At 59.7% G+C, this 23,237-nt stretch carries 21 protein-coding genes; 18 read left to right on the top strand and 3 right to left on the bottom strand.

Going from position 1 to position 23,237, the window contains the following annotated elements:
• Window positions 1-11 precede the first annotated feature (11 nt).
• The 12 genes from ACYZTK_RS19515 to ACYZTK_RS19460 all read left to right on the top strand — a co-directional run bounded on the left by ACYZTK_RS19515 (window position 12) and on the right by ACYZTK_RS19460 (window position 15,949).
• Window positions 12-1,448, top strand: a complete 1,437-nt coding sequence (locus ACYZTK_RS19515) for a sigma-54-dependent transcriptional regulator (protein ID WP_462011335.1) — start codon at window positions 12-14, stop codon at window positions 1,446-1,448.
• A 698-nt stretch (window positions 1,449-2,146) separates the two neighbouring features.
• A complete protein-coding gene (locus ACYZTK_RS19510; RefSeq protein WP_462011334.1) occupies window positions 2,147-3,547 on the top strand; it encodes a polynucleotide adenylyltransferase PcnB in 1,401 nt (466 codons plus the stop codon).
• Window positions 3,548-3,550: 3 nt separating this feature from the next.
• Window positions 3,551-4,051 carry a 2-amino-4-hydroxy-6-hydroxymethyldihydropteridine diphosphokinase gene (gene folK, locus ACYZTK_RS19505; RefSeq protein ID WP_462011333.1) on the top strand — a complete coding sequence of 167 codons (501 nt, stop codon included), beginning with the start codon at window positions 3,551-3,553 and terminating at the stop codon, window positions 4,049-4,051.
• Between the two features lie 310 nt (window positions 4,052-4,361).
• Window positions 4,362-5,162 carry a 3-methyl-2-oxobutanoate hydroxymethyltransferase gene (panB, locus tag ACYZTK_RS19500; protein ID WP_462011332.1) on the top strand — a complete coding sequence of 267 codons (801 nt, stop codon included), beginning with the start codon at window positions 4,362-4,364 and terminating at the stop codon, window positions 5,160-5,162.
• Complete coding sequence (panC, locus tag ACYZTK_RS19495; protein ID WP_462011331.1) at window positions 5,159-6,019, top strand: pantoate--beta-alanine ligase; 861 nt, start codon at window positions 5,159-5,161, stop codon at window positions 6,017-6,019. The genes panB and panC overlap by 4 nt, the downstream gene beginning before the upstream one ends.
• Before the next feature lie 182 nt (window positions 6,020-6,201).
• A complete protein-coding gene (gene panD / locus ACYZTK_RS19490) occupies window positions 6,202-6,582 on the top strand; it encodes an aspartate 1-decarboxylase (RefSeq protein ID WP_434655625.1) in 381 nt (126 codons plus the stop codon).
• Between the two features lie 229 nt (window positions 6,583-6,811).
• A complete protein-coding gene (gene pgi, locus ACYZTK_RS19485; protein WP_462011330.1) occupies window positions 6,812-8,476 on the top strand; it encodes a glucose-6-phosphate isomerase in 1,665 nt (554 codons plus the stop codon).
• Window positions 8,477-8,672: 196 nt separating this feature from the next.
• Entirely contained in the window at window positions 8,673-10,610 is a 1,938-nt protein-coding gene (gene acs / locus ACYZTK_RS19480; RefSeq protein WP_462011329.1) for an acetate--CoA ligase, read from the top strand.
• A gap of 61 nt (window positions 10,611-10,671) precedes the next feature.
• On the top strand, window positions 10,672-11,544 hold the full coding sequence (locus ACYZTK_RS19475; protein ID WP_462011328.1) for an oxygenase MpaB family protein: 873 nt from the start codon (window positions 10,672-10,674) through the stop codon (window positions 11,542-11,544).
• Window positions 11,545-11,591: 47 nt separating this feature from the next.
• The gene (locus ACYZTK_RS19470; RefSeq protein WP_462011327.1) at window positions 11,592-12,608 is read left to right on the top strand and encodes a class I SAM-dependent rRNA methyltransferase; all 1,017 of its coding nucleotides are present in this window, start codon (window positions 11,592-11,594) and stop codon (window positions 12,606-12,608) included.
• 93 nt (window positions 12,609-12,701) lie between these two features.
• Window positions 12,702-15,653 (top strand): DUF748 domain-containing protein, encoded by a 2,952-nt coding sequence (locus ACYZTK_RS19465; protein ID WP_462011326.1) that lies wholly within the window; start codon window positions 12,702-12,704, stop codon window positions 15,651-15,653.
• A 2-nt stretch (window positions 15,654-15,655) separates the two neighbouring features.
• The gene (locus tag ACYZTK_RS19460; RefSeq protein WP_462014935.1) at window positions 15,656-15,949 is read left to right on the top strand and encodes a DUF2845 domain-containing protein; all 294 of its coding nucleotides are present in this window, start codon (window positions 15,656-15,658) and stop codon (window positions 15,947-15,949) included.
• A 220-nt stretch (window positions 15,950-16,169) separates the two neighbouring features.
• Here ACYZTK_RS19460 and ACYZTK_RS19455 read toward each other — a convergent pair whose 3' ends face one another.
• Together ACYZTK_RS19455 and ACYZTK_RS19450 are read right to left on the bottom strand one after the other, a co-directional pair.
• On the bottom strand, window positions 16,170-16,526 hold the full coding sequence (locus ACYZTK_RS19455) for a BON domain-containing protein (RefSeq protein ID WP_462011325.1): 357 nt from the start codon (window positions 16,524-16,526) through the stop codon (window positions 16,170-16,172).
• Between the two features lie 321 nt (window positions 16,527-16,847).
• Complete coding sequence (locus ACYZTK_RS19450; RefSeq protein ID WP_462011323.1) at window positions 16,848-17,267, bottom strand: pilin; 420 nt, start codon at window positions 17,265-17,267, stop codon at window positions 16,848-16,850.
• 226 nt (window positions 17,268-17,493) lie between these two features.
• Here ACYZTK_RS19450 and pilB point away from each other — a divergent pair, with 226 nt between their 5' ends.
• From pilB to yacG, 5 genes are read left to right on the top strand one after another with little or no spacing between them, the layout of a single operon-like run.
• A complete protein-coding gene (pilB, locus tag ACYZTK_RS19445; RefSeq protein WP_462011322.1) occupies window positions 17,494-19,194 on the top strand; it encodes a type IV-A pilus assembly ATPase PilB in 1,701 nt (566 codons plus the stop codon).
• A gap of 2 nt (window positions 19,195-19,196) precedes the next feature.
• Window positions 19,197-20,414 carry a type II secretion system F family protein gene (locus ACYZTK_RS19440; RefSeq protein ID WP_462011321.1) on the top strand — a complete coding sequence of 406 codons (1,218 nt, stop codon included), beginning with the start codon at window positions 19,197-19,199 and terminating at the stop codon, window positions 20,412-20,414.
• 1 nt (window position 20,415) lies between these two features.
• Window positions 20,416-21,288: a prepilin peptidase gene (locus ACYZTK_RS19435; protein WP_462011320.1), complete on the top strand. Its 873-nt coding sequence runs from the start codon at window positions 20,416-20,418 to the stop codon at window positions 21,286-21,288.
• Complete coding sequence (gene coaE, locus ACYZTK_RS19430; RefSeq protein ID WP_462011319.1) at window positions 21,285-21,908, top strand: dephospho-CoA kinase; 624 nt, start codon at window positions 21,285-21,287, stop codon at window positions 21,906-21,908. Before ACYZTK_RS19435 ends, coaE begins: the two co-directional genes overlap by 4 nt.
• A complete protein-coding gene (gene yacG / locus ACYZTK_RS19425; protein WP_462011318.1) occupies window positions 21,905-22,105 on the top strand; it encodes a DNA gyrase inhibitor YacG in 201 nt (66 codons plus the stop codon). The genes coaE and yacG overlap by 4 nt, the downstream gene beginning before the upstream one ends.
• Window positions 22,106-22,133: 28 nt before the next feature.
• Here yacG and ACYZTK_RS19420 read toward each other — a convergent pair whose 3' ends face one another.
• Window positions 22,134-22,823 (bottom strand): energy-coupling factor ABC transporter permease, encoded by a 690-nt coding sequence (locus ACYZTK_RS19420; RefSeq protein ID WP_462011317.1) that lies wholly within the window; start codon window positions 22,821-22,823, stop codon window positions 22,134-22,136.
• Window positions 22,824-22,994: 171 nt separating this feature from the next.
• On the opposite strand from ACYZTK_RS19420, the gene ACYZTK_RS19415 reads away from it, so the two are divergent.
• The gene (locus ACYZTK_RS19415) at window positions 22,995-23,231 is read left to right on the top strand and encodes a DUF2790 domain-containing protein (RefSeq protein ID WP_462011316.1); all 237 of its coding nucleotides are present in this window, start codon (window positions 22,995-22,997) and stop codon (window positions 23,229-23,231) included.
• The last annotated feature ends 6 nt before the right edge of the window (window positions 23,232-23,237 follow it).

The following is a 23,237-nucleotide window of genomic DNA, read 5'->3' as shown; positions in this document are numbered from 1 at the left end:
GTATTGAATCAATGCCGCACATTTTGATCGTCGAAGACGAAACAATTATCCGCTCCGCCTTGCGCCGCCTGCTGGAACGCAACCAGTACCAGGTCAGCGAAGCCGGTTCCGTGCAGGAAGCACAAGAACGATTCACTATCCCCACATTCGACCTGATCGTCAGTGATCTGCGTTTACCGGGCGCGCCGGGTACCGAGCTGATCAAGCTCGGCCAGGGCACTCCGGTGCTGATCATGACCAGCTACGCGAGCCTGCGCTCGGCGGTCGACTCAATGAAGATGGGCGCGGTGGACTACATCGCCAAGCCTTTCGATCACGACGAAATGCTGCAAGCCGTCGCCCGCATCCTGCGTGACCGCCAGTCGCTGCAATCCACCGGCGCTGAACCGGTCACCGGCAAGGCCACGCCTGGCGCGGCGAAAAACGGTGTCGACAACAGCAATGGCGAAATCGGCATCATCGGTTCGTGCCCGCCCATGCAGGATCTGTACAGCAAGATCCGCAAAGTGGCGCCGACCGACTCCAATGTGCTGATCCAGGGTGAGTCCGGTACCGGTAAGGAACTGGTGGCCCGCGCCCTGCACAACCTGTCCCGGCGTGCCAAGGCACCGATGATTTCGGTGAATTGCGCGGCCATTCCGGAAAGCCTGATCGAGTCCGAACTGTTCGGTCACGAGAAAGGCGCATTCACCGGCGCCAGTGCCGGGCGTGCCGGTCTGGTCGAAGCGGCCGATGGCGGCACCCTGTTCCTCGATGAGATTGGCGAACTGCCGCTCGAAGCCCAGGCTCGCCTGTTGCGCGTGTTGCAGGAAGGCGAAATCCGCCGGGTCGGCTCCGTGCAGTCGCAGAAGGTCGACGTGCGCCTGATCGCTGCGACCCACCGGGACCTCAAGAGCCTCGCGAAGATCGGTCAGTTCCGCGAGGACTTGTACTATCGCCTGCACGTGATCGCCTTGAAACTACCGGCGCTGCGTGAGCGTGGCGCCGACGTCAACGAGATTGCCACCGCGTTCCTCGCTCGCCAGAGCGCGCGAGTCAACCGCACCGATCTGAAGTTTGCCCCGGATGCCGAACAGGCAATTCGTCACTATTCCTGGCCAGGTAACGTGCGGGAACTGGAAAACGCCGTGGAACGCGCAGTGATCCTCTGCGAGAGCCCGGAGATTTCCGCCGAGCTGCTGGGCATCGACATCGAGCTGAACGATCTCGACGATGACGAGTTCATCGGCCTGGCGCCGCAACAGGGCGGCGCAGGTAACACCAGCCATGAACCGACCGAGGACCTGTCGCTGGAAGACTATTTCCAGCACTTCGTGCTTGAGCACCAGGACCACATGACCGAGACCGAGCTGGCTCGCAAGCTTGGGGTCAGCCGCAAATGCCTGTGGGAACGCCGCCAACGCTTGGGCATCCCACGCCGCAAGACCGGGGTAGCCAGCGAGAGCTGAATGTCACCTGTCGAGTGTGCGGGTAACAGGTAGATATGTGAAAAAACTGTTACCTCAGGTTTTTCACGTAACAGAAGCCGGGGCTTACGGTAACGAAGCCCCGGCTTTTTTTGTCCTCAAAAAAGCCCAACAACCTGCTTAACCCCTTGTTTTACTGGCTTTCACAAAAGTTGGCACGCACCCTGCTATATGTCTGGTACAAGAACAATAACAAGCAATGAACAAGATAATAAAAATAAGACGAATCGACTCACGCACAATAAAAACAAGACGGCGAGAGGCGCAGCTAACTGATTCTTTTGGAGAGGCGTTGTATTTGGGGCTTGCCCCACGACCAGGCCGAGAACAACAAAAACTGTCCTAAGACAGAGCCTGAACTGGTTGGATCGAAAGATCACTGCAGCACAGCGACCAAAGCAATCCGTTTGCTCTTGGCTCCCGATTGGGAGGGTCACGAAGGAAAATCTTCGTGACGAGGGCACTTAACAAAAACAAAAAGCCCGACACCAATAATAAAAATAGAGCATGCAACTACTTCTTGGGGAGCTTCGGCTCCCCTTGTGGTTTCTGCGGTTTGCTCGTTCCTACAGGTGATATCGCCTGCGTCCTACACCATCCCTCGACTAAATGCTAGAATCCCGGCCCATCATGCGGTCATTCTTTGTTATGGCCGAACATTCCTTCAAACAGTGCATCCCATGCTGAAGAAGCTGTTCCAGTCATTCCGTACGCCCAAGCGTCATACGCAACACATTCGCAGTACGCCTGAAGTGCTCAACAGCGGCCAACATTCGCTGCAAAAGGGTCAATTCAGCCGTTACGCGGTGAACATCGTCGAGCGCCTGCAAAACGCCGGCTACCAGGCTTACCTGGTGGGTGGCTGTGTGCGGGACATGATGCTCGGCATCACCCCCAAGGATTTCGACGTTGCCACCAGCGCCACCCCTGAACAGGTGCGTGCCGAATTCCGCAATGCGCGGATCATTGGCCGTCGCTTCAAGCTGGTGCACATCCACTTCGGCCGCGAAATCATCGAAGTCGCGACCTTCCGCGCCAACCACCCGCAAAACGACGAGGAAGAAGACAGCAATCAATCTTCCCGCAACGAGTCCGGGCGGATCCTGCGCGACAACGTCTACGGCACCCTGGAAGAAGACGCGCAGCGCCGCGACTTCACCATCAACGCCCTGTATTACGACCCGGTCAGTGAGCGCATCCTCGATTACGCCAACGGTGTACACGACATTCGCAACCACCTGATCCGCTTGATTGGCGACCCCAAGCAACGCTATCAGGAAGATCCTGTACGGATGCTGAGAGCCGTGCGTTTCGCCGCCAAACTCAATTTTGGCATCGAAAAACACAGCGCCGCGCCGATTCGCGAGCTGGCACCCATGCTGCGGGAAATTCCCTCGGCACGCCTGTTCGAGGAAGTCCTCAAGCTATTCCTCTCCGGGCACGCCGCAGACACCTTCGAAATGCTGGTGGACCTGCAGCTCTTCGACCCGTTGTTCCCGGCCAGTGCCGAGGCGCTGGAATACAACCCGACCTACACCCACACGCTGATCAGTGAAGCGTTGATCAATACCGATCTGCGCATCAAGCAGAACAAGCCGGTAACGCCGGCGTTCCTGTTTGCCGCGCTGCTGTGGCCTGCCCTGCCCGCCCGCGTCCTGCGCCTGCAGGAACGTGGGATGCCGCCGATCCCGGCGATGCAGGAAGCTGCTCACGAACTGATCGCCGAACAGTGCCAGCGCATCGCCATTCCGAAGCGTTTTACCATGCCGATCCGCGAGATCTGGGACATGCAGGAACGTCTGCCCCGTCGCAGTGGCAAACGTGCCGACCTGTTGCTGGACAACCCGCGGTTCCGCGCCGGTTACGACTTCCTGCTGTTGCGCGAAAGCGCCGGCGAGCAGACCGATGGCCTGGGCGAATGGTGGACGGACTACCAGGACGCCAACGACAGTGAGCGTCGGGACATGATCCGCGACCTGAGCGGCAAGGATGAAGGCACTGGCGCGCCACGCAAACGTCGTCGCAGCGGTGGCGCCAAGCGCAAGCGCGCAGCCGACGCCCCGAGTGCTACGGGCGAGTAATTGATGGAGCGCATCTACATCGGCATGGGCAGTAACCTGGCCGACCCCGCCGAACAATTGCGCTGCGCCCTCGACGCGCTGGCGCAGTTGCCGCAGAGCGCGCTGGTCGGGGTCTCGGCGTTTTACCAGAGTGATTCGCTGTTACTCGGCCAACCGCGTTACACCAACGCGGTTGCCGCCCTCGACAGCACGCTTGCGCCGCTGCAGCTGCTTGATGCGCTGCAGGCCATCGAGAACGAGCAAGGCCGCGAGCGCCTGGAACGATGGGGGCCGCGCACGCTGGACCTTGATATTTTGCTGTTTGGTAATCGACTGATCGACGAACCTCGCCTCAAGGTGCCGCACTACCAGATACAGGAACGGGCTTTTGTCCTGTATCCACTGGCTGAACTGACGCCTGCGGATCTGCGTTTGGCGGATGGTCGAGGACTCACCGACCTGCTGGCTGCCTGCCCGTTCGTCGGCCTGGAACGCCTCTCCCAGTCAAAAGGCGATCCCCTGTAGGAGCGAGCCTGCTCGCGATGCAGTCGATGCGGTCTCCCAGCAACACCGCGTCGATGCCATCGCGAGCAGGCTCACTCCTACAGGCGTCTATTACATCGGTAACACCCCCCGCGTAACAACGCGGTAACACACGCAATTGACTTCCCGAGTTCTCCTCACGACTATAGGCGTCCCGCCGCCGCCAACACGGCGTTACAGGGCGCAATCCAGGCCTTAAAAGCACGACACCAGACCGTGCGCCTGTATTCAACGACGAATCACGCGCGTTACTCGCAGTAGTTTCCACAGCGCCTGAATGAGGAACCTTTTAATGCCAGCCATCACCCTGACCACCCTGCAAGGTCTCAAGCAAAAAGGTGAAAAAATCACCATGCTGACCTGCTACGACGCAACATTCGCCCACGCCTGCAACGAGGCCGGGGTTGAAGTGCTGTTGGTGGGCGACTCCCTCGGCATGGTCTTGCAAGGGCACGACAGCACGCTGCCGGTCAGCACCGCAGAAATGGCTTACCACGTGGCGTGCGTCAAACGCGGCAACTCCGACGCGCTGATCCTCGCCGACCTGCCTTTCATGGCCTATGCCACTACCGAACAGGCCATGAGCAACAGCGCTGTGTTGATGCAGGCCGGGGCGCACATGGTCAAGGTTGAAGGGGCATTGTGGCTGGCGGATTCGATTCGCCTGCTGGCCGAACGCGGGATCCCGGTGTGTGCGCACATGGGCCTGACGCCGCAGTCGGTAAACATCCTTGGCGGCTATAAAGTCCAGGGCCGCAACGAAAATCAGGCGCGGCAGATGCGTGCCGACGCGATTTCCCTGGAGCAGGCTGGCGCCGCCATGCTGCTGCTGGAATGTGTGCCAAGCGAACTGGCCGAAGAAATCAGCCACGCCGTGAAGATTCCGGTAATCGGTATCGGCGCCGGTAGCGCCACCGATGGCCAGGTGTTGGTGCTGCACGACATGCTGGGCCTGTCCATTACCGGGCGCGTGCCCAAGTTCGTGAAGAACTTCATGAACGGGCAACCGAACATTCACTCGGCCTTGAGCGCTTACGTAGCCGAAGTCAAAGCGGCGACTTTCCCAGGCATCGAACACGGATTCTCTGCATGAACACCGTAAAAACCGTCCGCGAACTGCGGGCCGCCGTAGCCCGTGCGCGCAGTGAAGGCAAGCGCATCGGCTTTGTGCCAACCATGGGCAACCTGCACAGCGGGCATGTCGCGCTGATTACCAAGGCCTCTCAACGAGTGGACTTCGTGGTCGCGAGCATTTTCGTTAACCCGCTGCAATTCGGGGCTGGCGAAGATCTCGACAAGTACCCGCGCACCCTCGCCGCCGACCAGGAAAAACTGCTCCAGGCCGGCTGCCACCTGCTGTTCGCGCCGAGTGTCGAGGAAATGTACCCGGACGGCATGGACGGCCAGACCCTGGTCAGCGTACCGCACCTTTCCGAAGGCCTGTGTGGCGCCAGCCGTCCCGGGCATTTTGAAGGCGTGGCGACGGTCGTCAGCAAGCTGTTCAACATGGTCCAGCCGGACCTGGCTATTTTTGGCCAGAAAGACTTCCAGCAATTGGCAGTGATCAAGTCGCTGGTGCATGACCTGAACATGCCGGTGCAGATCATCGGCGAACCGACCGTACGTGCCGCCGATGGCTTGGCGCTCTCGTCGCGTAACGGCTTCCTCAGTGAAGAGCAGCGGGCCGTGGCGCCGATTGTGTATCGCACGCTGAGCGAGATTGCCGAGGCGATCAAGCAAGGTGAACGCGACTACCCGGCATTGCTCCAGGCAAAGTCGCAACAGTTGGCAGCCGCCGGCCTGCGTCCTGATTATCTGGAAATCCGCCATGCACTGAACCTGCGCCCGGCCACCGCGCAGGATCGGGATCTGGCGATTCTGGTAGCGGCGTTCCTGGGTACGACCCGGTTGATCGACAACCTGCACCTCAATCTCGACGCTCCCGCCTAAGGCCACGGCAAAACTCCTGTAGGAGTGAGCCTGCTCGCGATGAGGGACGGACATTCGACACACGTGTTGGCTGATAGTCCGTTATCGCGAGCAGGCTCACTCCTACAGGGGATCGGTATTGCCGCCCCCATAGCCCTCGGGCACTATGCCCGCCGTTCGATTTCGACCTGGGATAACAACAAATGCACGCCATCATGCTCAAGGCCAAGCTGCATCGCGCCGAAGTCACCCACGCGGTTCTCGATTACGAAGGTTCCTGCGCCATCGACGGTGACTGGCTGGACCTGTCCGGCATTCGCGAGTACGAACAGATCCAGATCTACAACGTCGACAACGGCGAACGCTTCACCACCTACGCCATCCGTGGCGAAGAAGGCTCGCGGATGATTTCGGTGAATGGCGCTGCGGCGCACAAGGCCAAGGTCGGCGATCGCGTGATCATCTGTGCCTACGCTCACTACAGCGAGGCCGAACTGCTCAATTTCAAGCCGCGCATGTTGTACATGGCGCCGGGTAATGAACTGAGTCACACCAGCAATGCCATTCCGGTTCAGGTCGCCTGATCGAACCAGAAACGCCATTCCCTTCCGTTTGTCGGCTCGTCCTCTCCCTCGATGTATAAATAGTACCGGGGACGGGTCAGACAAATTCAAGACAGATTGCAGCGCGAGGGTTACTGTATTCGCCCTGCGCCATGAAAACGTGAAGACGCAGTTGACCGGACGCCCACCCGCAGCGATCCGGTATTTTTAGTGTTCAAAAGCCGTTCAAGTAAAAAGGATACCCGCAGCGATGGCGTACTACCGCACTCCTCCCGACGTGACCGCTCTGCCCGCCTGGCAAGCGTTGAATGATCACCGCCAAGCCATGCAGGATTTCAGCATGCGCGAAGCGTTTAATGCCGACCCGCAGCGCTTTACGCAATTCACCCTCAGCAGCTGCGGCCTGTTCCTCGATTACTCGAAGAATCTGATCAACGCCGAGACCCGCGACCTGCTGGTGGGCCTGGCCAATGAAGTCGACCTCAAGGGCGCGATCAAGTCGCTGTTCGAAGGCGAAATCCTCAACTCGTCCGAAGGTCGCCCGGCGCTGCACACCGCCCTGCGTCGTCCGGTGGGCGACAAGTTGTCGGTGAACGGCGTCAACGTGATGCCTGAAGTACACAAGGTGTTGAACCAGATCACCGATCTCGTCGGCCGCATCCATGACGGCCTGTGGCGCGGTTATACCGAGAAGCCGATCACTGACGTGGTCAACATCGGCATCGGGGGTTCGTTCCTCGGCCCCGAGCTGGTGTCCGAAGCGCTGCTGTCCTACGCCCAGAAAGGCGTGCGTTGCCACTACCTGGCGAACATCGATGGCAGCGAGTTCCACGAGCTGACGATGAAGCTGCGCGCCGAGACCACGCTGTTTATCGTCTCGTCGAAATCCTTCAACACCCTCGAAACCCTGAAGAACGCCCAGGCCGCCCGTGCCTGGTACCTCGCCCAGGGTGGTTCGGAAGCCGAGCTGTATCGCCACTTCATCGCGGTATCGAGCAACAACGCCGCCGCCGTAGCCTTCGGTATTCGCGAAGAAAACATCTTCCCGATGTGGGACTGGGTCGGCGGGCGTTATTCGCTGTGGTCGGCCATCGGCCTGCCGATCGCCCTGGCGATCGGCATGTCGAACTTCAAGGAATTGCTGTCCGGTGCCTACACCATGGACCAGCATTTCCAGAGTGCACCGTTCGAACAGAACATGCCGGTGCTGCTGGCGTTGCTCGGTGTCTGGTACGGCAACTTCTGGGGCGCGCAGAGTCACGCGATCCTGCCGTACGACCACTACCTGCGTAACATCACCAAGCATCTGCAACAGCTGGACATGGAATCCAACGGCAAGAGCGTCCGTCAGGATGGCACGCCGGTTTCCACCGAGACCGGTCCGGTTATCTGGGGCGGCGTAGGTTGCAACGGGCAGCACGCCTATCACCAGTTGCTGCACCAGGGCACCCAACTGATCCCGGCCGACTTCATCGTGCCGATTGTCAGCTTCAACCCGGTGTCCGACCATCACCAGTGGCTGTACGCCAACTGCTTGTCGCAAAGCCAGGCACTGATGCTCGGCAAGACCCTTGCCGAGGCCGAAACCGAGCTGCGTGACAAAGGCATGAGCGAAGAAGAAGTGCACAAGATCGCTCCGCACAAGGTGATCCCGGGCAACCGTCCGAGCAACACCATCGTGGTCGAGCGTATCAGCCCGCGTCGTCTCGGCGCGCTGGTGGCAATGTACGAACATAAAGTGTTCGTGCAGAGCGTTATCTGGGGCATTAATGCCTTTGACCAGTGGGGTGTGGAGCTGGGCAAGGAACTGGGCAAAGGCGTCTACAACCGCCTGGTGGGCAGCGAAGAAACTCCGGCTGACGATGCTTCTACCCAGGGTTTGATCAACTACTTCCGTGGTCGTCACCGCGGGTGATTTAAAGCAAAACTCCTCTCCCCTGTGGGAGCGGGCTTGCTCGCGAAAGCGGTGGGTCAGTCACCATCATTGTTGACTGCCCCACCGCTTTCGCGAGCAAGCCCGCTCCCACATTGGTTTTGTGTATAACTTGAACCCGCTGTGCACTCGGCGCATCTTTATGGCTTGTTTACCCAAACAAGCATAAGGAACCGTCATGTTCGATATCAGCACGTTCCCCAAAGCCGATGCCGTCCGCCGGGCTGCGAATCTGAGTCAGGACGACTACCAGCGCCTGTACCGCCAGTCCATCGACCACCCCAGCACCTTCTGGGCCGAACAGGCCACTCGCTTCCTCGACTGGAGCGCACCCTGGGAGACCGTGCAGCGCTATAACATGAAAACCGGTGAAGCCAGCTGGTTTGCCGGGGGCCAGTTGAACGTCAGCTACAACTGCATCGATCGCCATCTGCAACAACGCGGCGATCAGGTTGCAATCATCTGGGAAGGCGACGATCCCGTCGATTCCGTGCAAATCACCTACAGCAAGCTTCACCACCACGTCTGTCGCCTGGCCAACGTGCTCAAAAGCCGTGGCGTGAAAAAAGGCGATCGGGTGTGCATCTACATGCCGATGATCCCGGAAGCCGCCTACGCCATGCTCGCCTGCACGCGGATCGGCGCAGTGCATTCGGTGGTGTTCGGCGGATTCTCCCCGGACTCGGTCCGCGACCGCATTCTCGATGCTGACTGCCGCACCGTGATCACCGCCGATGAAGGCGTGCGCGGCGGTAAAGTCGTGCCGCTCAAAGCCAAAGTCGACCAGGCCCTGCAAAGCTGCCCTGACGTCAGCACGGTTATTGTGGTCGAGCGCACCCAGGGCGACGTGGATTGGGTCGAGGGGCGTGATCTCTGGTATCACCAGGCCGTGCGCGACGTCAGCGACGATTGCCCGCCTGAACCGATGGACGCCGAAGACCCGCTGTTCATCCTCTACACCTCCGGCAGCACCGGCAAACCCAAAGGAGTCCTGCACACCACCGGCGGCTATCTGCTGCAAGCAGCGATGACCTTCAAGTACGTACTCGATTACCGCGACAACGAAGTCTTCTGGTGCACCGCCGATGTCGGCTGGGTCACCGGTCACAGTTACATCGTCTATGGGCCGCTGGCCAACGGTGCGACCACGCTGATATTCGAAGGCGTGCCGAGTTACCCCAGCAGTTCGCGCTTCTGGCAGGTAATCGACAAACACCAGGTCAACATCTTTTACACCGCCCCGACTGCCCTGCGCTCGCTGATGCGTGAAGGCCCTGAACCCTTGAAGGAAACCTCCCGCGCGAGCCTCAGATTACTCGGCAGCGTCGGTGAGCCGATCAATCCGGAGGCGTGGGATTGGTATTTCAACGTCGTAGGCGAGCAGCGCTGTCCAATCGTGGATACCTGGTGGCAGACCGAGACCGGCGGCATCATGCTCAGCCCCCTGGTCAGCGCCCAGCGGATCAAGCCTGGCTGTGCCACTCAGCCGATGTTTGGCGTGCAACCGGTACTGCTCGATGAAGTCGGCAAGGAAATCAAAGGCGCCGGCAGCGGCGTGCTGGCGATCAAATCCAGCTGGCCGGCACAGATCCGCAGCGTCTACGGCGATCCCCAGCGGATGGTCGACACGTACTTCAAGCCCTACCCTGGCTACTATTTCACCGGCGACGGCGCGCGCCGCGACGAAGATGGCGATTACTGGATCACCGGGCGTATTGATGATGTGATTAACGTGTCAGGGCATCGCATTGGCACCGCAGAAGTCGAGAGTGCGCTGGTGCTGCATGACAGCATTGCCGAGGCCGCCGTGGTGGGTTATCCACACGACCTCAAGGGCCAGGGCATCTACGCCTTTGTCACGCCGATGAATGGCACCGAGCCCAATGATCAGTTGAAGAAGGAACTGCTGGAGCATGTCAGCAAGGAAATTGGCAGTTTTGCCAAACCCGACCTGATCCAGTGGGCGCCAGCCTTGCCGAAAACCCGTTCAGGCAAGATCATGCGCCGCATCCTGCGCAAGATCGCCTGCAATGAGCTCGACAGCCTGGGCGACACCTCGACCCTGGCCGACCCAGGCGTGGTAGAGGATCTGGTGGATAGACGGCTGAACCAGTAACGAATTTGCTGGAGCCGGCTTGCAGGCTCCTACAGCCCCATTTATTTGCCACAGAGTCTCCATGGAATTCATCCGTACCCGCATCGAAACCCAGATCATGAGCCTGACCGGGCTGTCCCTGGGCAAGCTCGACCTGGAAAACCCCAAAGGCGATCCCGGGCTGTTCGGCCCCGACTCGGTAAGCTGGCAGGTGCATGGCGATTTCAGCAGCATGTTGATTGGCGGCATCAGCGCCCTGATGTTGCAGGCCTTGCATCCCCTGGCGCTGGCGGGAGTGTGGGACCACTCGAATTTTCGCGAGGACATGCTCGGCCGCTTGCGCCGCACCGGCCAGTTCATCTCTGGCACCACCTTCGGCTCGCGCAAGGATGCCGACTGGCTGATCGAGAAGGTTCGCACCATCCATCTGCAGGTCACCGGCACCGCGCCCGATGGCCGACCTTACGCCGCCAGCGATCCGGATCTGCTGACCTGGGTGCATGTGGCGGAAGTCAGCAACTTCCTCGCGGCGCATCTGCGCTACCGCAACCCGCAGTTGTCGCTGGCCGATCAGGATCGCTATTACGCCGAAATCGCCCTGGTCGCCGAACGCCTGGGCGCCCGGGATGTGCCCCGCTCCAGGCAGGAAATAGCCGACTACCTGGACCGCATTCGCCCACAGCTGCTGTGCGATGAGCGCAGTCGCGAAGTGTTGCGACTGCTGTTGAACGCCCCGTCCCCCAGCCGTCTGGCCAAGCCATTCGGTGGGCTGATGATGCAGGCCGGGATCGACCTGCTGCCGGATTGGGCCAGTGACATGCTGGGCGTGAGTCAGAGCCCACTGCAGCGTAAGCTGATCCGCGCCAGCGTCAACCGCAGCGCGCCGATGCTGCGCTGGGCGGTGCGTAACGGTTCGGTGCAGCGGGCGAAGCGCAGGATGGGACTGCTCAGCTGACAAACTGCTAAACTCCCGCGCCAAATTCCTTCTGCAAGGCGCCCAGCATGTCTTCCTTGAATCAGGCGCTGCGCGCCGCCCTAGATCAGCGCCAGGATCTGCTTGCCGAGCTGCATCAACAAGGCACCGATTGCTATCGCCTGTTCCATGGCAGCCAGGAAGGCGCCGGCGGCCTGACCATCGACCGCTACGGCCCGCAACTGCTGGTGCAAAGCTTCCATCAAGCGCTGGAACGCGAAGCGCTGCTCGAATTGCACGCAACCATCAATCAGTACCTGAACCTCGACACTCTGCTGGTCTACAACGACCGCTCCCGGGGCAATTCGCGAATTGATCGCGAAGACACCGTATACCGCGCCGACGAAGCCGCGCTGCAAGACCTGGTCGGCCACGAGTGGGGGTTGAACTACCGGGTGCGCGGCCGTCACGCCGGGCAAGATCCCCTGCTGTTCCTCGACCTGCGCAACACCCGCGGCTGGGTCAAGGCGCATAGCCAAGGCAAGAGCGTGCTCAACCTGTTCGCCTACACCTGTGGCGTCGGGCTCAGCGCCGCAGCCGGCGGCGCGCGGGAGGTGTGCAACCTGGACTTCGCCGAAGGCAACCTGGCGGTCGGGCGTGAAAACGGCCTGCTGAACCTGCAACTGCCGGCCATGGAATTCATCCAGTCCGATTATTTCCCGGCGATCCGCCAATTGGCCGGCCTGCCCATCAGCCAGCGTCGCGGTCAGAAGCTGCCCAGCTATCCGCGCCTGGAGCAGCGTCAGTACGACCTGGTGCTGCTTGATCCACCCGCCTGGGCCAAGAGCGCGTTCGGCACCGTCGACCTGCTGCGCGACTATCAGAGCCTGCTCAAGCCGGCCTTGCTGAGCACGGCAGATAACGGCGTGCTGATCTGCTGTAACAACCTGGCGAAAGTCAGCATGGACGACTGGCGCGAGCAGGTTTTGCGCTGCGCCGAAAAGGCCGGGCGCCCGGTTCGCGAATGGACCGTGATGGCTCCCGGCGCGGACTTTCCGTCAATGGACCAGCAGCCACCGCTGAAAACCCTGATCCTGCAACTCTGAAATTCCCTGACACTTTCAGATAAATCCTATAGGGCGTGAGCACTTCGGAACCAGAATGGCGTGCCATACTCCAAGGCACTCCGATTCAGACAGATGAAGCCGCACATGCCCAAAGGATTGATACGCGCTATTGGCGCCTTGTTGACTGCTCTGGCTCTCTACAGCCTGCTGGGGTTTCTGATTTTGCCGGGCATCGCGTTGCGGGTCGCCAACCAGCAATTGGCCAACTACGCAGCGGTGCCCGCCCACATCCAGCGCATTGAACTCAATCCGTTCAGCCTGGAAGTAACGCTTTGGGGCCTGATCATTGGCGAGCCGGGCAAGGAACAGGTCGGTTTCGAGCGGCTCTATGCCAACCTGCAACTCGACAGCCTGTGGACCAAGGCGCTGCACCTGTCCGACGTCGAGCTGGATAAACCCAAGACCGAAATCCTGTTCGACAAAGACGGCAAACTCAATCTGCTCGGCCTTTTCAAAATCCCGGCCAGCGAACCGACCCCGACCGACCCGAACGCAAAGCCATTTCCGCTGCGGATCGAGCGGATAAAACTGGCCGATGGTCTGGTGCATTTCAAGGATGCCCGGCCGAGCGAACCTATCGAGTTTCTCTACGACAAGCTCGACTTCGAACTGAAAAACCTCAGCACCCTGCCCGAAGACAGCGCCGACATGACGCTCGTGGCCGCGGGCCCCAACGGCGGGCAAATCGACTGGACCGGTAATTTCAGCCTTATACCCATCGCCTCCGAGGGCAAGCTGAAGATCACCGACGGCAAGATGAAGGCCTTCTGGCCTTACGTACGCGACTCCGTGCCCTTGGTACTCGAAAACGGCATCTACAGCCTGAGTACCGATTACAAACTCAATTTGTCCAAGGAAACCGAGCTGCTGCTGAGCAACCTCTCGCTCAATGTCGCGCCCTTCGCGATCAAAGCCCCGGACGGCCGGCAACTGGTCAAACTGGAACGCCTGGACGTTACTGAAACGTCCATCGATCTGGCCAGGCAACAAGTCGTTGTCGGCAAGATCCGCAGCAACAAACTGGAAACATGGGCTGCGCTGGAAGCCGATGGCCAACTCGACTGGCAGAAGCTGTTCGCCAGCCAACCGTCCAAAGCAGCCGCCAAAGCCAAAGCCGAACCGGCCAGCGCACCAGCGGCCGCCGACTCACCGAAACCCGAGCCGGCAGCGCCAAGCAAACCCTGGCAAGTGCTGCTCAAGGATGTGCAACTGCGCAATTACCAGGTGCATCTGGCGGACCGCAAGGCCCAGCCTGCCGTCGAGCTGGACATCAGCCCGCTGAACGTCGACCTGCAGAATTTCGACAGCCTCAACGGCTCGCCTTTCAACCTAAAGCTCGACACCGGGGTCGGCAAGCAAGGCAAGCTCACGGCAGACGGCGTGGTCAACCTGGCTCCGGTCAGCGCCAAACTGAAAGTGCAGACCAAGGACATCGACCTGCGAGTCGCCCAATCGTATATCAACCCGTTCATTCGCCTGGAACTGCGCAGCGGCATGCTCGGCAGTGACCTGGCGGTCGACCTGAAAAGCACCGAACCCCTGGCGCTCAGCGTCACCGGCCGGGCCCAGGTCGACCAACTGCACACCCTCGACACGCTAAAGACCCGTGACTTCCTCAAGTGGCAGCAACTGGTGCTCGAAGGCCTGAACTACCAACACGGCGACAGCCTGTCGATCGACAAGGTCAACCTGTTCCAGCCCTACGTGCGTTTCATGATCAACGACGACCGCACCACCAACGTCGATGACCTGCTGATTCCGCAGCCTGCAGATTCTGGCAGCAAGACCGCCGCAGCCAAACCGGCGAGCAAGGACAAACCGCTGGGGATCCATGTCGGCGGCATTGCCATCAACGATGGCTCGGCGAATTTCGCCGACTTCAGCCTGACGCCGAATTTTGCCACGGCCGTCCAGCAGCTCAACGGCTCCATCGGCACCATCGACAGCCGTCAGGTGAAACCCGCCAGCGTCGACATCAAGGGCAAGGTCGATCGCTACGCACCGGTGACCATCAAGGGCGCGGTGAATCCGTTCGACCCGATGGCCAGCCTCGATATCGCCACCAGCTTCAAGCGAGTGGAGCTGACCACGCTGACGCCCTACTCCGGCAAGTTTGCCGGGTATCGCATCCGCAAGGGCCGGCTCAACCTCGACCTGCACTACATGATCACCAAAGGCCAGCTCAAGGCCGAAAACAAGGTGGTGGTCGAACAGCTGCAACTGGGAGAAAAAGTCGACAGTCCGGACGCCGTGAGCCTGCCGTTGAAACTGGCGATCGCCCTGCTCAAGGACGTTGATGGCAAGATTTCCATCGAGCTGCCCGTCACCGGCGACCTGAACAATCCGCAGTTCAGCGTGATGCCGATCGTCTGGCAAACCCTGCGCAACCTGATCGTCAAAGCCGCCGCCGCGCCATTCAAGATGATTGCCGGCCTGGTCAGTGGTGGTGGCTCGCAGGACCTGGGAACCGTCTCGTTCGCCCCAGGCTCCAGCGACTTGAGCAAGGACGCCGAGGCTGCCTTGGTCAAGCTGTCCCAGGCCCTCAAGGAGCGTCCGGCGCTGCGTCTGGAAATCGAAGGCACTGCCGCAGCCAGCAGCGATGGCCCACTGCTCGCCGAGCAACGCCTGGAGCGCGAATACCAGTACAACTACTACAAGATGCTCCAGCGTCGCGGTGACAAAGTACCGGCCAAGGCCGGGTTACTGGACGTGCCGGACAGCGAAAAAGGGCCGCTGCTGGAAGGGATCTACCGTACTCGCCTGAAAATCCAGCCGCCTGCCGAATGGAAGGACCTGGGCAAGGAAGAACGTACCGCAAAAATGCGCGACGGCGTGATCAAGTTCTGGAGCTCCAATGACGTGCTGTTGCGTCAGCTGGGGCAGGACCGCGCCAGCAGCATCAAGGATTATCTGGTCGACAAGGGCCAACTGGCCGACGAGCGCGTGTACTTCATCGACGCAAGCCTGGGTGAAGCGCAGAGCGATGGCCGGGTGATTACGCCGCTGCATCTGGATGCCGAATGACGATGCGGCGATGGACGCTTGGCCTGGCGCTGCTGGTGCTCGCCGGGCAGGCGTCGGCGGCCGACACCCTGCGCTGTGGCAGTCAGTTGATCAGCGTTGGAGACCGGTCGGGGGAAGTGCTGCAAAAATGCGGGGAGCCTGTTGCACGGGATGCGTTGGGCTACAAGCGCAGCGCCAACCGGCGTGAGGAGTATCAGGTGGAGGAATGGACCTACGGGCCGCACGGCGGCATGTATCAGTTCCTGAAGTTCGAAGGCAATCGGCTGGTGCAGATCACCAGCAAGCGCGGGCTTTGAGGATCAAAAGATCGCAGCCTCGTTTCACTCGACAGCTCCTACATGTGAAACGAGGCTGCGATCTTTTACTGAAGGCACAATAAAACAGGCCCCGACACGAATGCCAGGGCCTGTAATGGTCACATCCTTATGACCTTTCGCATGAACTCCAAAGCGGCAACAGACGTATCTCTCGGCCCGTCTGTCGCGCCTTCTCCCGGTCCAGGCGAGAAGTCTTGCCTTAGTCGGCTTTCAGGCCGTCAGCGGAGACCGCTTTGACGCCTTTGATTTTCTTGGCGATAGCCACGGCGGTGGTTTTCTGAGCGTCAGTCACCGCTACGGTGGACGACAGGGACACTACGCCTTTGTTGGTTTCGACTTTGATGTCGGTACCAGGAATGCCTTTTTCGGTAACCAGGTCAGCTTTGACTTTGGTAGTGATCCAGGTGTCAGAAGTAGCTTCTTTGGCTTGTGTCACTTCACCAGCAGCCAGCACCATTGGTGCCTGGGTAGCCTGGGTGTTTTGTGCAAATGCCGAACCGGCCATGGTCAGGGTCAGCGCGGTAGCAGCAGCGGCAGTGATAGCGAACTTCTTCATACGAGTAACTCCTGTTTTTTCTGGAAAGTCTGCTGCATGTCTTGTCAGCAGGGTTACTGGGTATGTTGCGAACGCTGTGCCAACTTTGAGACAGTCAATTTTTCCTTATTAATCATGTAGTTATGAAAAACGCCAATTTCCGGAATCATGCAATTTGCATGAGTTGGAAATTATCGACATGCAAGTTGCAGGTTTTGGCGTGGGCCTAAGGCCATGAATTGTGGGGTTTTTTTGAAATTACCCAGAGCGCACCCAAAAAAATACCCCGCCTCTGTAACAAGGCGGGGTATTCACAGGTTATGCAGACACCGAATTCAACGCTTATGTGTTGGCGACACCTGTGCAGCCCTTAGGCGCGTACTGCTGTTCAACTTCGGTAGCGCAAGTCCAACCAGTCGTAGCTGAGCGGGTCAGCGTGATCTTTTTACCAACGACAGGAGCCGGAGCATTGGCAATTGTGCACGCAATGCTACCCACGCCTGTACTGCCTGTGCCCGTCGAAGCGGTTACGCAGTTTGAGGTCGTTGCGTTGAACGCAGCAGTCGATGAAGCGATGTCGGTACCTTGATTCATCGCATCCTCAAAAGGCACCTTCAACGCGGAGATCTCCGCCAGACCCGCTGTCACCTTCGCCCGGGCCTGATACTTCGAATACGCGGGTAGTGCAAACGTCGCCAGAATCCCGATGATCGCCACCACGATCAACAGCTCGATCAGGGTAAAACCTTTTTGGCTATTCATAGACAAGCTCCATGCATGAGTCGGAATCTCATGATCTGAATTAACTCCAGCACAGCCCATGCCAATTGCCTGATACCGAGCAGGCTTGGGCGCCAGGTCGTCATAGCACTCTCGACAGCCCTGGAAAACCGCACTATCTGACACTTTTTGTCACTTCAACAGGCGTGGTTTGGCTCCGTCCCTTGACTAGGCTATAAGTCATGAACTGTCTGCGTCCGGTATCCCAATGAATGACATCGCTCTTAGCGGCCTGGCCAAACAATTGGTCCTGGCCGAACTGCTGACTGACAAAAGCGCGCAACAGGCGTATCAGCAAGCCCAACGCAACCGCATCTCACTGGTCAGCCATCTGGTGCAGAACAAGCTGGTGAAGAGCCGGCAGGTGGCGGAAATCGCCTCCGAGCATTTCGGCATGGCCCTGTTCGACCTTAATGCCCTGGATAAAGAAGCGCTGCCCAAGGGCCTGGTCAGCGAGAAGCTGGTTCGCCAGCACCACGTCCTGCCCCTGTGGCGACGGGGCAACAAGCTGTTCATCGGGGTATCCGACCCAACCAATCACCAGGTCATCAACGACATCCAGTTCAGTACCGGGCTGACCACCGAGGCGATCCTGGTCGAGGACGACAAGCTCAGCGATGCCATCGACAAGCTGTTCGATACCCACTCCACCGGGCTGGAAGACATGGCCGACGTGGACCTTGACGGCGTCGACATCGAATCTGCCGACGAGCGCAATATGGACGTCGTCCCGGGACAGGATGCCGATGACGCGCCGGTAGTGCGTTTTGTCCACAAGATGTTGCTCGACGCGATCAAGACCGGCTCTTCCGACCTGCACTTCGAGCCCTACGAAAAGACCTACCGCGTGCGGATGCGTACCGATGGCATGCTGCGCGAAGTCGCCAAGCCACCGATTCAGCTGGCGGGGCGCATTGCGGCACGCCTGAAGGTCATGGCCAGCCTCGACATCTCCGAGCGGCGCAAGCCCCAGGATGGGCGGATCAAAATGCGCTTGTCCAAGAGCAAGTCCATCGACTTCCGGGTCAACACCCTGCCGACCCTGTGGGGCGAGAAAGTGGTGATCCGGATCCTCGATCCGTCCAGCGCCCAGATGGGCATCGACGCCCTCGGTTATGAGCCGGCACAGAAAGACCTGTACATGGCCGCGCTGAAACAGCCCCAGGGCATGATCCTGGTCACCGGCCCCACCGGGTCGGGCAAAACCGTTTCGCTCTACACCGGCCTGAACATCCTCAACACCGTGGACATCAACATATCCACCGCCGAAGACCCGGTGGAGATCAACATGGAAGGCATCAACCAGGTCAACGTCAATCCCCGACAAGGCCTGGATTTCGCCCAAGCCTTGCGTTCGTTTCTGCGTCAAGACCCGGATGTGATCATGGTCGGCGAGATTCGCGACCTCGAAACCGCCGAAATTGCGATCAAGGCTGCTCAGACCGGCCACCTGGTGTTATCGACACTGCACACTAACAGCGCCGCTGAAACCCTCACCCGCCTGCAGAACATGGGCGTCAAGGGCTTCAACATCGCCACTTCAGTCAGCCTGATCATCGCCCAGCGCCTCGCGCGCAAGCTGTGCAGCCACTGCAAGAAACCCATCGACATTCCCCGCGAAGCGTTGATCAAGGAAGGATTTCCCGAGGACCGCATCGGCTCCTTCACCCTATATGAACCGGTGGGCTGTGATCACTGCAACGGCGGGTACAAGGGACGGGTGGGGATTTACGAGGTGGTGAAAAACACCCCGGCGCTGCAGCACCTGATCATGGCCGACGGCAACTCGCTGCAAATCGACAGCCAGATGCGCAAGGACGGCTTCGATGACCTGCGTACTTCCGGTCTGCACAAAGCCATGCAAGGCATTACCAGCCTTGAAGAAATCAACCGAGTCACCAAGGACTGAACATGGCGGTCAAGGCAGCAAAAATCAGCATCTATGCCTGGGAAGGCACGGACCGGAAAGGCACGAAAATCACCGGAGAGCTCAGCGGTCAGAACCCTGCGCTGATCAAGGCGCAGTTGCGCAAGCAAGGCATCAACCCGGGCAAGGTACGCAAAAAGTCCGCCTCGATTTTCAGCCTGGGCCAACGGATCAAGGTCCGGGACATCGCCCTGTTCACCCGGCAGATGGCGACCATGATGAAAGCAGGGGTACCACTGCTGCAGTCATTTGACATCATCGGCGAAGGCTTTGAGAACCCGGCGATGCGCAAGCTGGTGGACGAGGTCAAGCAGGAGGTCGCGGCGGGCAACAGCTTTGCCGCGTCCCTGCGCAAAAAGCCGCAGTATTTCGACGAGCTCTATTGCAACCTGGTGGATGCCGGTGAACAAGCCGGCGCCCTCGACACCCTGTTGGAACGGGTGGCGACCTACAAGGAAAAGAGCGAAAGCCTCAAGGCAAAAATCAAGAAAGCCATGACCTATCCGCTGGCGGTGGTGTTCGTCGCGATCATCGTCACCGGCATTCTGCTGGTCAAGGTGGTGCCACAGTTCGAATCAGTGTTCAAAGGTTTTGGTGCCGAGTTACCGGCCTTTACCCTGATGGTTATCGGCCTCTCCGAATTCCTCCAGCAATGGTGGTGGATGTTGCTGGGTATGCTGATCGCAATGGTCTTCGGCATGCGCCATGTTTTCAGGACTTCCCAGGCCTTTCGCGACCGCACCGACGTCTGGCTGTTGAAGCTGCCCCTGGTCGGCACCCTGCTCTATAAATCCGCCGTGGCCCGCTACGCCCGAACCCTGTCGACCACCTTTGCTGCGGGTGTGCCGCTGGTGGATGCCCTGGAGTCTGTGGCGGGAGCGACTGGCAACGTCGTGTTCAAGCGCGCGGTACTGCGGATCAAACAGGACGTGTCGACCGGGATGCAGCTGAACTTCGCCATGCGCACCTCCGGGGTGTTCCCGAACATGGCGATCCAGATGGCGGCCATTGGCGAGGAGTCGGGCGCCCTCGACGACATGCTCGACAAGGTCGCGAGCTTCTACGAAGACGAGGTCGACAACATGGTCGATAACCTCACCAGCCTGATGGAACCGTTCATCATGGTGGTGCTGGGGGTAATCGTCGGTGGCCTGGTCGTCGCGATGTACATGCCTATCTTCCAACTCGGCTCAGCGATCTGATATGCCTTTGAATGAAATCCTGCAAAGTTATCCCCTGGTTTTTGTCGCCCTGGTCACAGTACTGGGCTTGCTGGTCGGCAGCTTCCTGAATGTGCTGATCTGGCGGCTGCCGAAGATGCTCGAGCGCGAATGGCGCCTGCAGGCGCAGGATATGCTTGGCCAGCCCGCACCTGCCCCACTGCCCACCTTCAACCTGCTGCTGCCCCACTCCCAGTGCCCACACTGTGGTCATTCGATCCGCGCCTGGGAAAACATCCCGGTCATCAGTTATGTATTTCTGCGCGGTCGCTGCTCCGGCTGCGCAGCGCCCATCAGCAAGCGCTACCCGCTGATCGAACTGGCCTGCGGCCTGCTATCAGGGTTCATCGCCTGGCACTTTGGTTTCGGTTGGCCGGCAGGCGGGGTGCTGTTCCTGACCTGGGGCCTGCTGGCCATGAGCCTGATCGACGCCGAACATCAATTGCTGCCGGATGTGCTGGTGCTGCCGCTGCTGTGGCTGGGGTTGATCGCCAACAGTTTCGAGCTGTTCGTGCCGCTCCACGAAGCGCTGTGGGGGGCGATTGCCGGCTACATGGTGCTGTGGTCGGTGTTCTGGCTGTTCAAGCTGATAACCGGCAAGGACGGCATGGGCCACGGTGATTTCAAGCTGCTGGCGATGCTCGGTGCCTGGGGCGGCTGGCAGATCCTGCCGCTGACCCTCCTGCTGTCATCCCTGGTCGGTGCCATTATCGGCGTGGCCATGCTGCGCCTGGGCAACGCAAAAACCTCGACGCCAATACCCTTTGGACCCTATCTGGCAATTGCCGGCTGGATTGCGTTGCTCTGGGGTGGTCAAATAACCGACTTCTATTGGCAGTTCGTCGGTTTGAAATGAATACCCCTGTGGAAAAACCCTGGATTCTTGGCTTGACCGGCGGCATTGGCAGCGGCAAAAGCGCGGCCGCCCAGCACTTCATCGACCTCGGCGTGCACGTGGTCGATGCCGATCATGCCGCGCGCTGGGTGGTGGAACCTGGCCGCCCGGCGCTGGCGCAGATCGCCGAGCACTTCGGTGCCGGCGTGCTGCAAGCCGACGGTCAGCTGGATCGTGCAGCGTTGCGCAAACTGATCTTCGAAGTCCCCGAGGAACGGCGCTGGCTCGAGGCGCTGTTGCATCCGCTGATCGGCAAAGAAATCAGCGAACACCTGGGCAAGGCGCAATCGCCTTATGCAATCCTGGTTTCGCCATTGCTGATCGAGTCCGGTCAGTACGCCATGACTCAACGGGTGCTGGTGATCGATGCGCCCGAACAGCTCCAGATCGAACGCACTTTGCAGCGCGACAAGACCAGCGAACAACAGGTCCAGGCGATCCTCAAGGCCCAGTCCAGCCGCGAGGACCGCTTGAGCCATGCCGACGATGTGGTGGTCAACGACCGCGACCTCGCCTGGCTGCACAGCGAAGTCGAACGCCTGCATCACTTTTACCTTACCTTGCGTGGAGGCCAGTCATGAGCCAAACCCCAACCGTCAATTGCCCGACCTGCGGCGCCCCTGTCGAATGGAGCGCCGATAACACCTATCGGCCATTCTGCTCGGATCGCTGCAAATTGATCGACCTGGGCGCCTGGGCGTCGGAAGAACACAAGATTCCGGTAAGCCCGGATGCCGAAGATGACCTGTTCAGCGAGGACTTCGAACCTCGCCATTAACCGCAAGGCGTCGACGCCCGGGTCGGCATCAGGACTTGGGCTCGTCGTCTTTCCACGGAGCGGAGAGGTAGCGCGTGCGATTGAAGGTCTCAAGCCACTCGGGGCTGAACACCACCAGTGCGCTGACGATCATGCCGTTGATAAACGCTTCGGGGAAAATGATCAGCCACAGGTAACCGACAAAATCCTCCAGCCAGTACGGCATCACGAATAGCTCGTTGAACCACAGCAGCCAGAGCGCCAGCAACAGGCACAACAAGGCCGACAGCGCGGCGGCAAGAAAACCCGATACGAAGATGTAGACAAAAGGATTACGCGGTTGCGCGCGTTCGACCAGAATGGCGCAGCATTCGGTAATCAGCACCGGCAGCGCGATCAGCAATGCGCCGTTGACCCCCATCGCCGCCAAATCCTGGCGACCCAGCATGACCAAGCCCAGTTGCGCGACCATCCCGCCGACCAGTGCCAGTGGCCAGTCCAGTAGCAGGGTCACCGCAGTCATACCCAGAAAGTGGTAGGACACCCCGGTATCAAAATCCCTTCTTACCAGCCACAGCATGAACAGTGCGAACACGGTGCCGAACAACAGGTGCTGGCGCCGGCGATCGCTGAACAGTTCGACCCATGGCGCACGGGCGATGGCCCAGAGCAATGCGGGAATGTAGATCAGCCATCCGACTGTGAGGGTTTCGTCGGTCAGTAGCTCGGCACCGATCATGGCTCCGACGGCTCCTTGTTCTTTGTCAGGGGTAGATGGGTTTCAGTCTACACCGGCAACAACGCCTGCGATTGTTGCAATTTCTGCAACGCTGAATCAGCCCTGCCCCCCTTTATCCATTGGAGGCAAAGACTAAAATTCAAGCATCGGAACCAAAACGGAGAACACTCAATGAAAACCCTCACCGCCCTGCTTTTCACCCTGGTCGCCACTTCGGCCATGGCCGCCACCAGCGAGCCCGCCGCTACCCCCTACGACCCGGCGCACCCACTGGACATCGCCAAGGTAGTGTCCATCAGCGACACCCCTACCGGCTGCGACGTTGTACCGGCGACCATGGTCTACATCGATCATCAGGGCCAGACCCAACGCGTAACGTATCAGGTCATGGGCAACTGCGACTTGTGATCAAAA

The sequence above is a fragment of the Pseudomonas sp. LB3P31 genome, assembly GCF_054897945.1.
Note: the sequence above shows the minus strand (reverse complement) of the source record. Positions and strands in the feature narration are given on the sequence as shown.

What these genes read in the sequence shown, in the direction of transcription:
- ACYZTK_RS19465 (WP_462011326.1), top strand. Translation starts at nt 12,702, where the DNA reads ATGAAGCCGCACATGCCCAAAGGATTGATACGCGCTATTGGCGCCTTG.
- pilB (WP_462011322.1), top strand. Translation starts at nt 17,494, where the DNA reads ATGAATGACATCGCTCTTAGCGGCCTGGCCAAACAATTGGTCCTGGCC.
- ACYZTK_RS19475 (WP_462011328.1), top strand. Translation starts at nt 10,672, where the DNA reads ATGGAATTCATCCGTACCCGCATCGAAACCCAGATCATGAGCCTGACC.
- panC (WP_462011331.1), top strand. Translation starts at nt 5,159, where the DNA reads ATGAACACCGTAAAAACCGTCCGCGAACTGCGGGCCGCCGTAGCCCGT.
- acs (WP_462011329.1), top strand. Translation starts at nt 8,673, where the DNA reads ATGTTCGATATCAGCACGTTCCCCAAAGCCGATGCCGTCCGCCGGGCT.
- pgi (WP_462011330.1), top strand. Translation starts at nt 6,812, where the DNA reads ATGGCGTACTACCGCACTCCTCCCGACGTGACCGCTCTGCCCGCCTGG.
- panD (WP_434655625.1), top strand. Translation starts at nt 6,202, where the DNA reads ATGCACGCCATCATGCTCAAGGCCAAGCTGCATCGCGCCGAAGTCACC.
- ACYZTK_RS19420 (WP_462011317.1), bottom strand. Translation starts at nt 22,823, where the DNA reads ATGATCGGTGCCGAGCTACTGACCGACGAAACCCTCACAGTCGGATGG.
- ACYZTK_RS19450 (WP_462011323.1), bottom strand. Translation starts at nt 17,267, where the DNA reads ATGAATAGCCAAAAAGGTTTTACCCTGATCGAGCTGTTGATCGTGGTG.
- coaE (WP_462011319.1), top strand. Translation starts at nt 21,285, where the DNA reads ATGAATACCCCTGTGGAAAAACCCTGGATTCTTGGCTTGACCGGCGGC.
- ACYZTK_RS19470 (WP_462011327.1), top strand. Translation starts at nt 11,592, where the DNA reads ATGTCTTCCTTGAATCAGGCGCTGCGCGCCGCCCTAGATCAGCGCCAG.
- folK (WP_462011333.1), top strand. Translation starts at nt 3,551, where the DNA reads ATGGAGCGCATCTACATCGGCATGGGCAGTAACCTGGCCGACCCCGCC.
- yacG (WP_462011318.1), top strand. Translation starts at nt 21,905, where the DNA reads ATGAGCCAAACCCCAACCGTCAATTGCCCGACCTGCGGCGCCCCTGTC.
- ACYZTK_RS19455 (WP_462011325.1), bottom strand. Translation starts at nt 16,526, where the DNA reads ATGAAGAAGTTCGCTATCACTGCCGCTGCTGCTACCGCGCTGACCCTG.
- ACYZTK_RS19510 (WP_462011334.1), top strand. Translation starts at nt 2,147, where the DNA reads ATGCTGAAGAAGCTGTTCCAGTCATTCCGTACGCCCAAGCGTCATACG.
- panB (WP_462011332.1), top strand. Translation starts at nt 4,362, where the DNA reads ATGCCAGCCATCACCCTGACCACCCTGCAAGGTCTCAAGCAAAAAGGT.
- ACYZTK_RS19435 (WP_462011320.1), top strand. Translation starts at nt 20,416, where the DNA reads ATGCCTTTGAATGAAATCCTGCAAAGTTATCCCCTGGTTTTTGTCGCC.
- ACYZTK_RS19515 (WP_462011335.1), top strand. Translation starts at nt 12, where the DNA reads ATGCCGCACATTTTGATCGTCGAAGACGAAACAATTATCCGCTCCGCC.
- ACYZTK_RS19440 (WP_462011321.1), top strand. Translation starts at nt 19,197, where the DNA reads ATGGCGGTCAAGGCAGCAAAAATCAGCATCTATGCCTGGGAAGGCACG.
- ACYZTK_RS19415 (WP_462011316.1), top strand. Translation starts at nt 22,995, where the DNA reads ATGAAAACCCTCACCGCCCTGCTTTTCACCCTGGTCGCCACTTCGGCC.
- ACYZTK_RS19460 (WP_462014935.1), top strand. Translation starts at nt 15,656, where the DNA reads ATGCGGCGATGGACGCTTGGCCTGGCGCTGCTGGTGCTCGCCGGGCAG.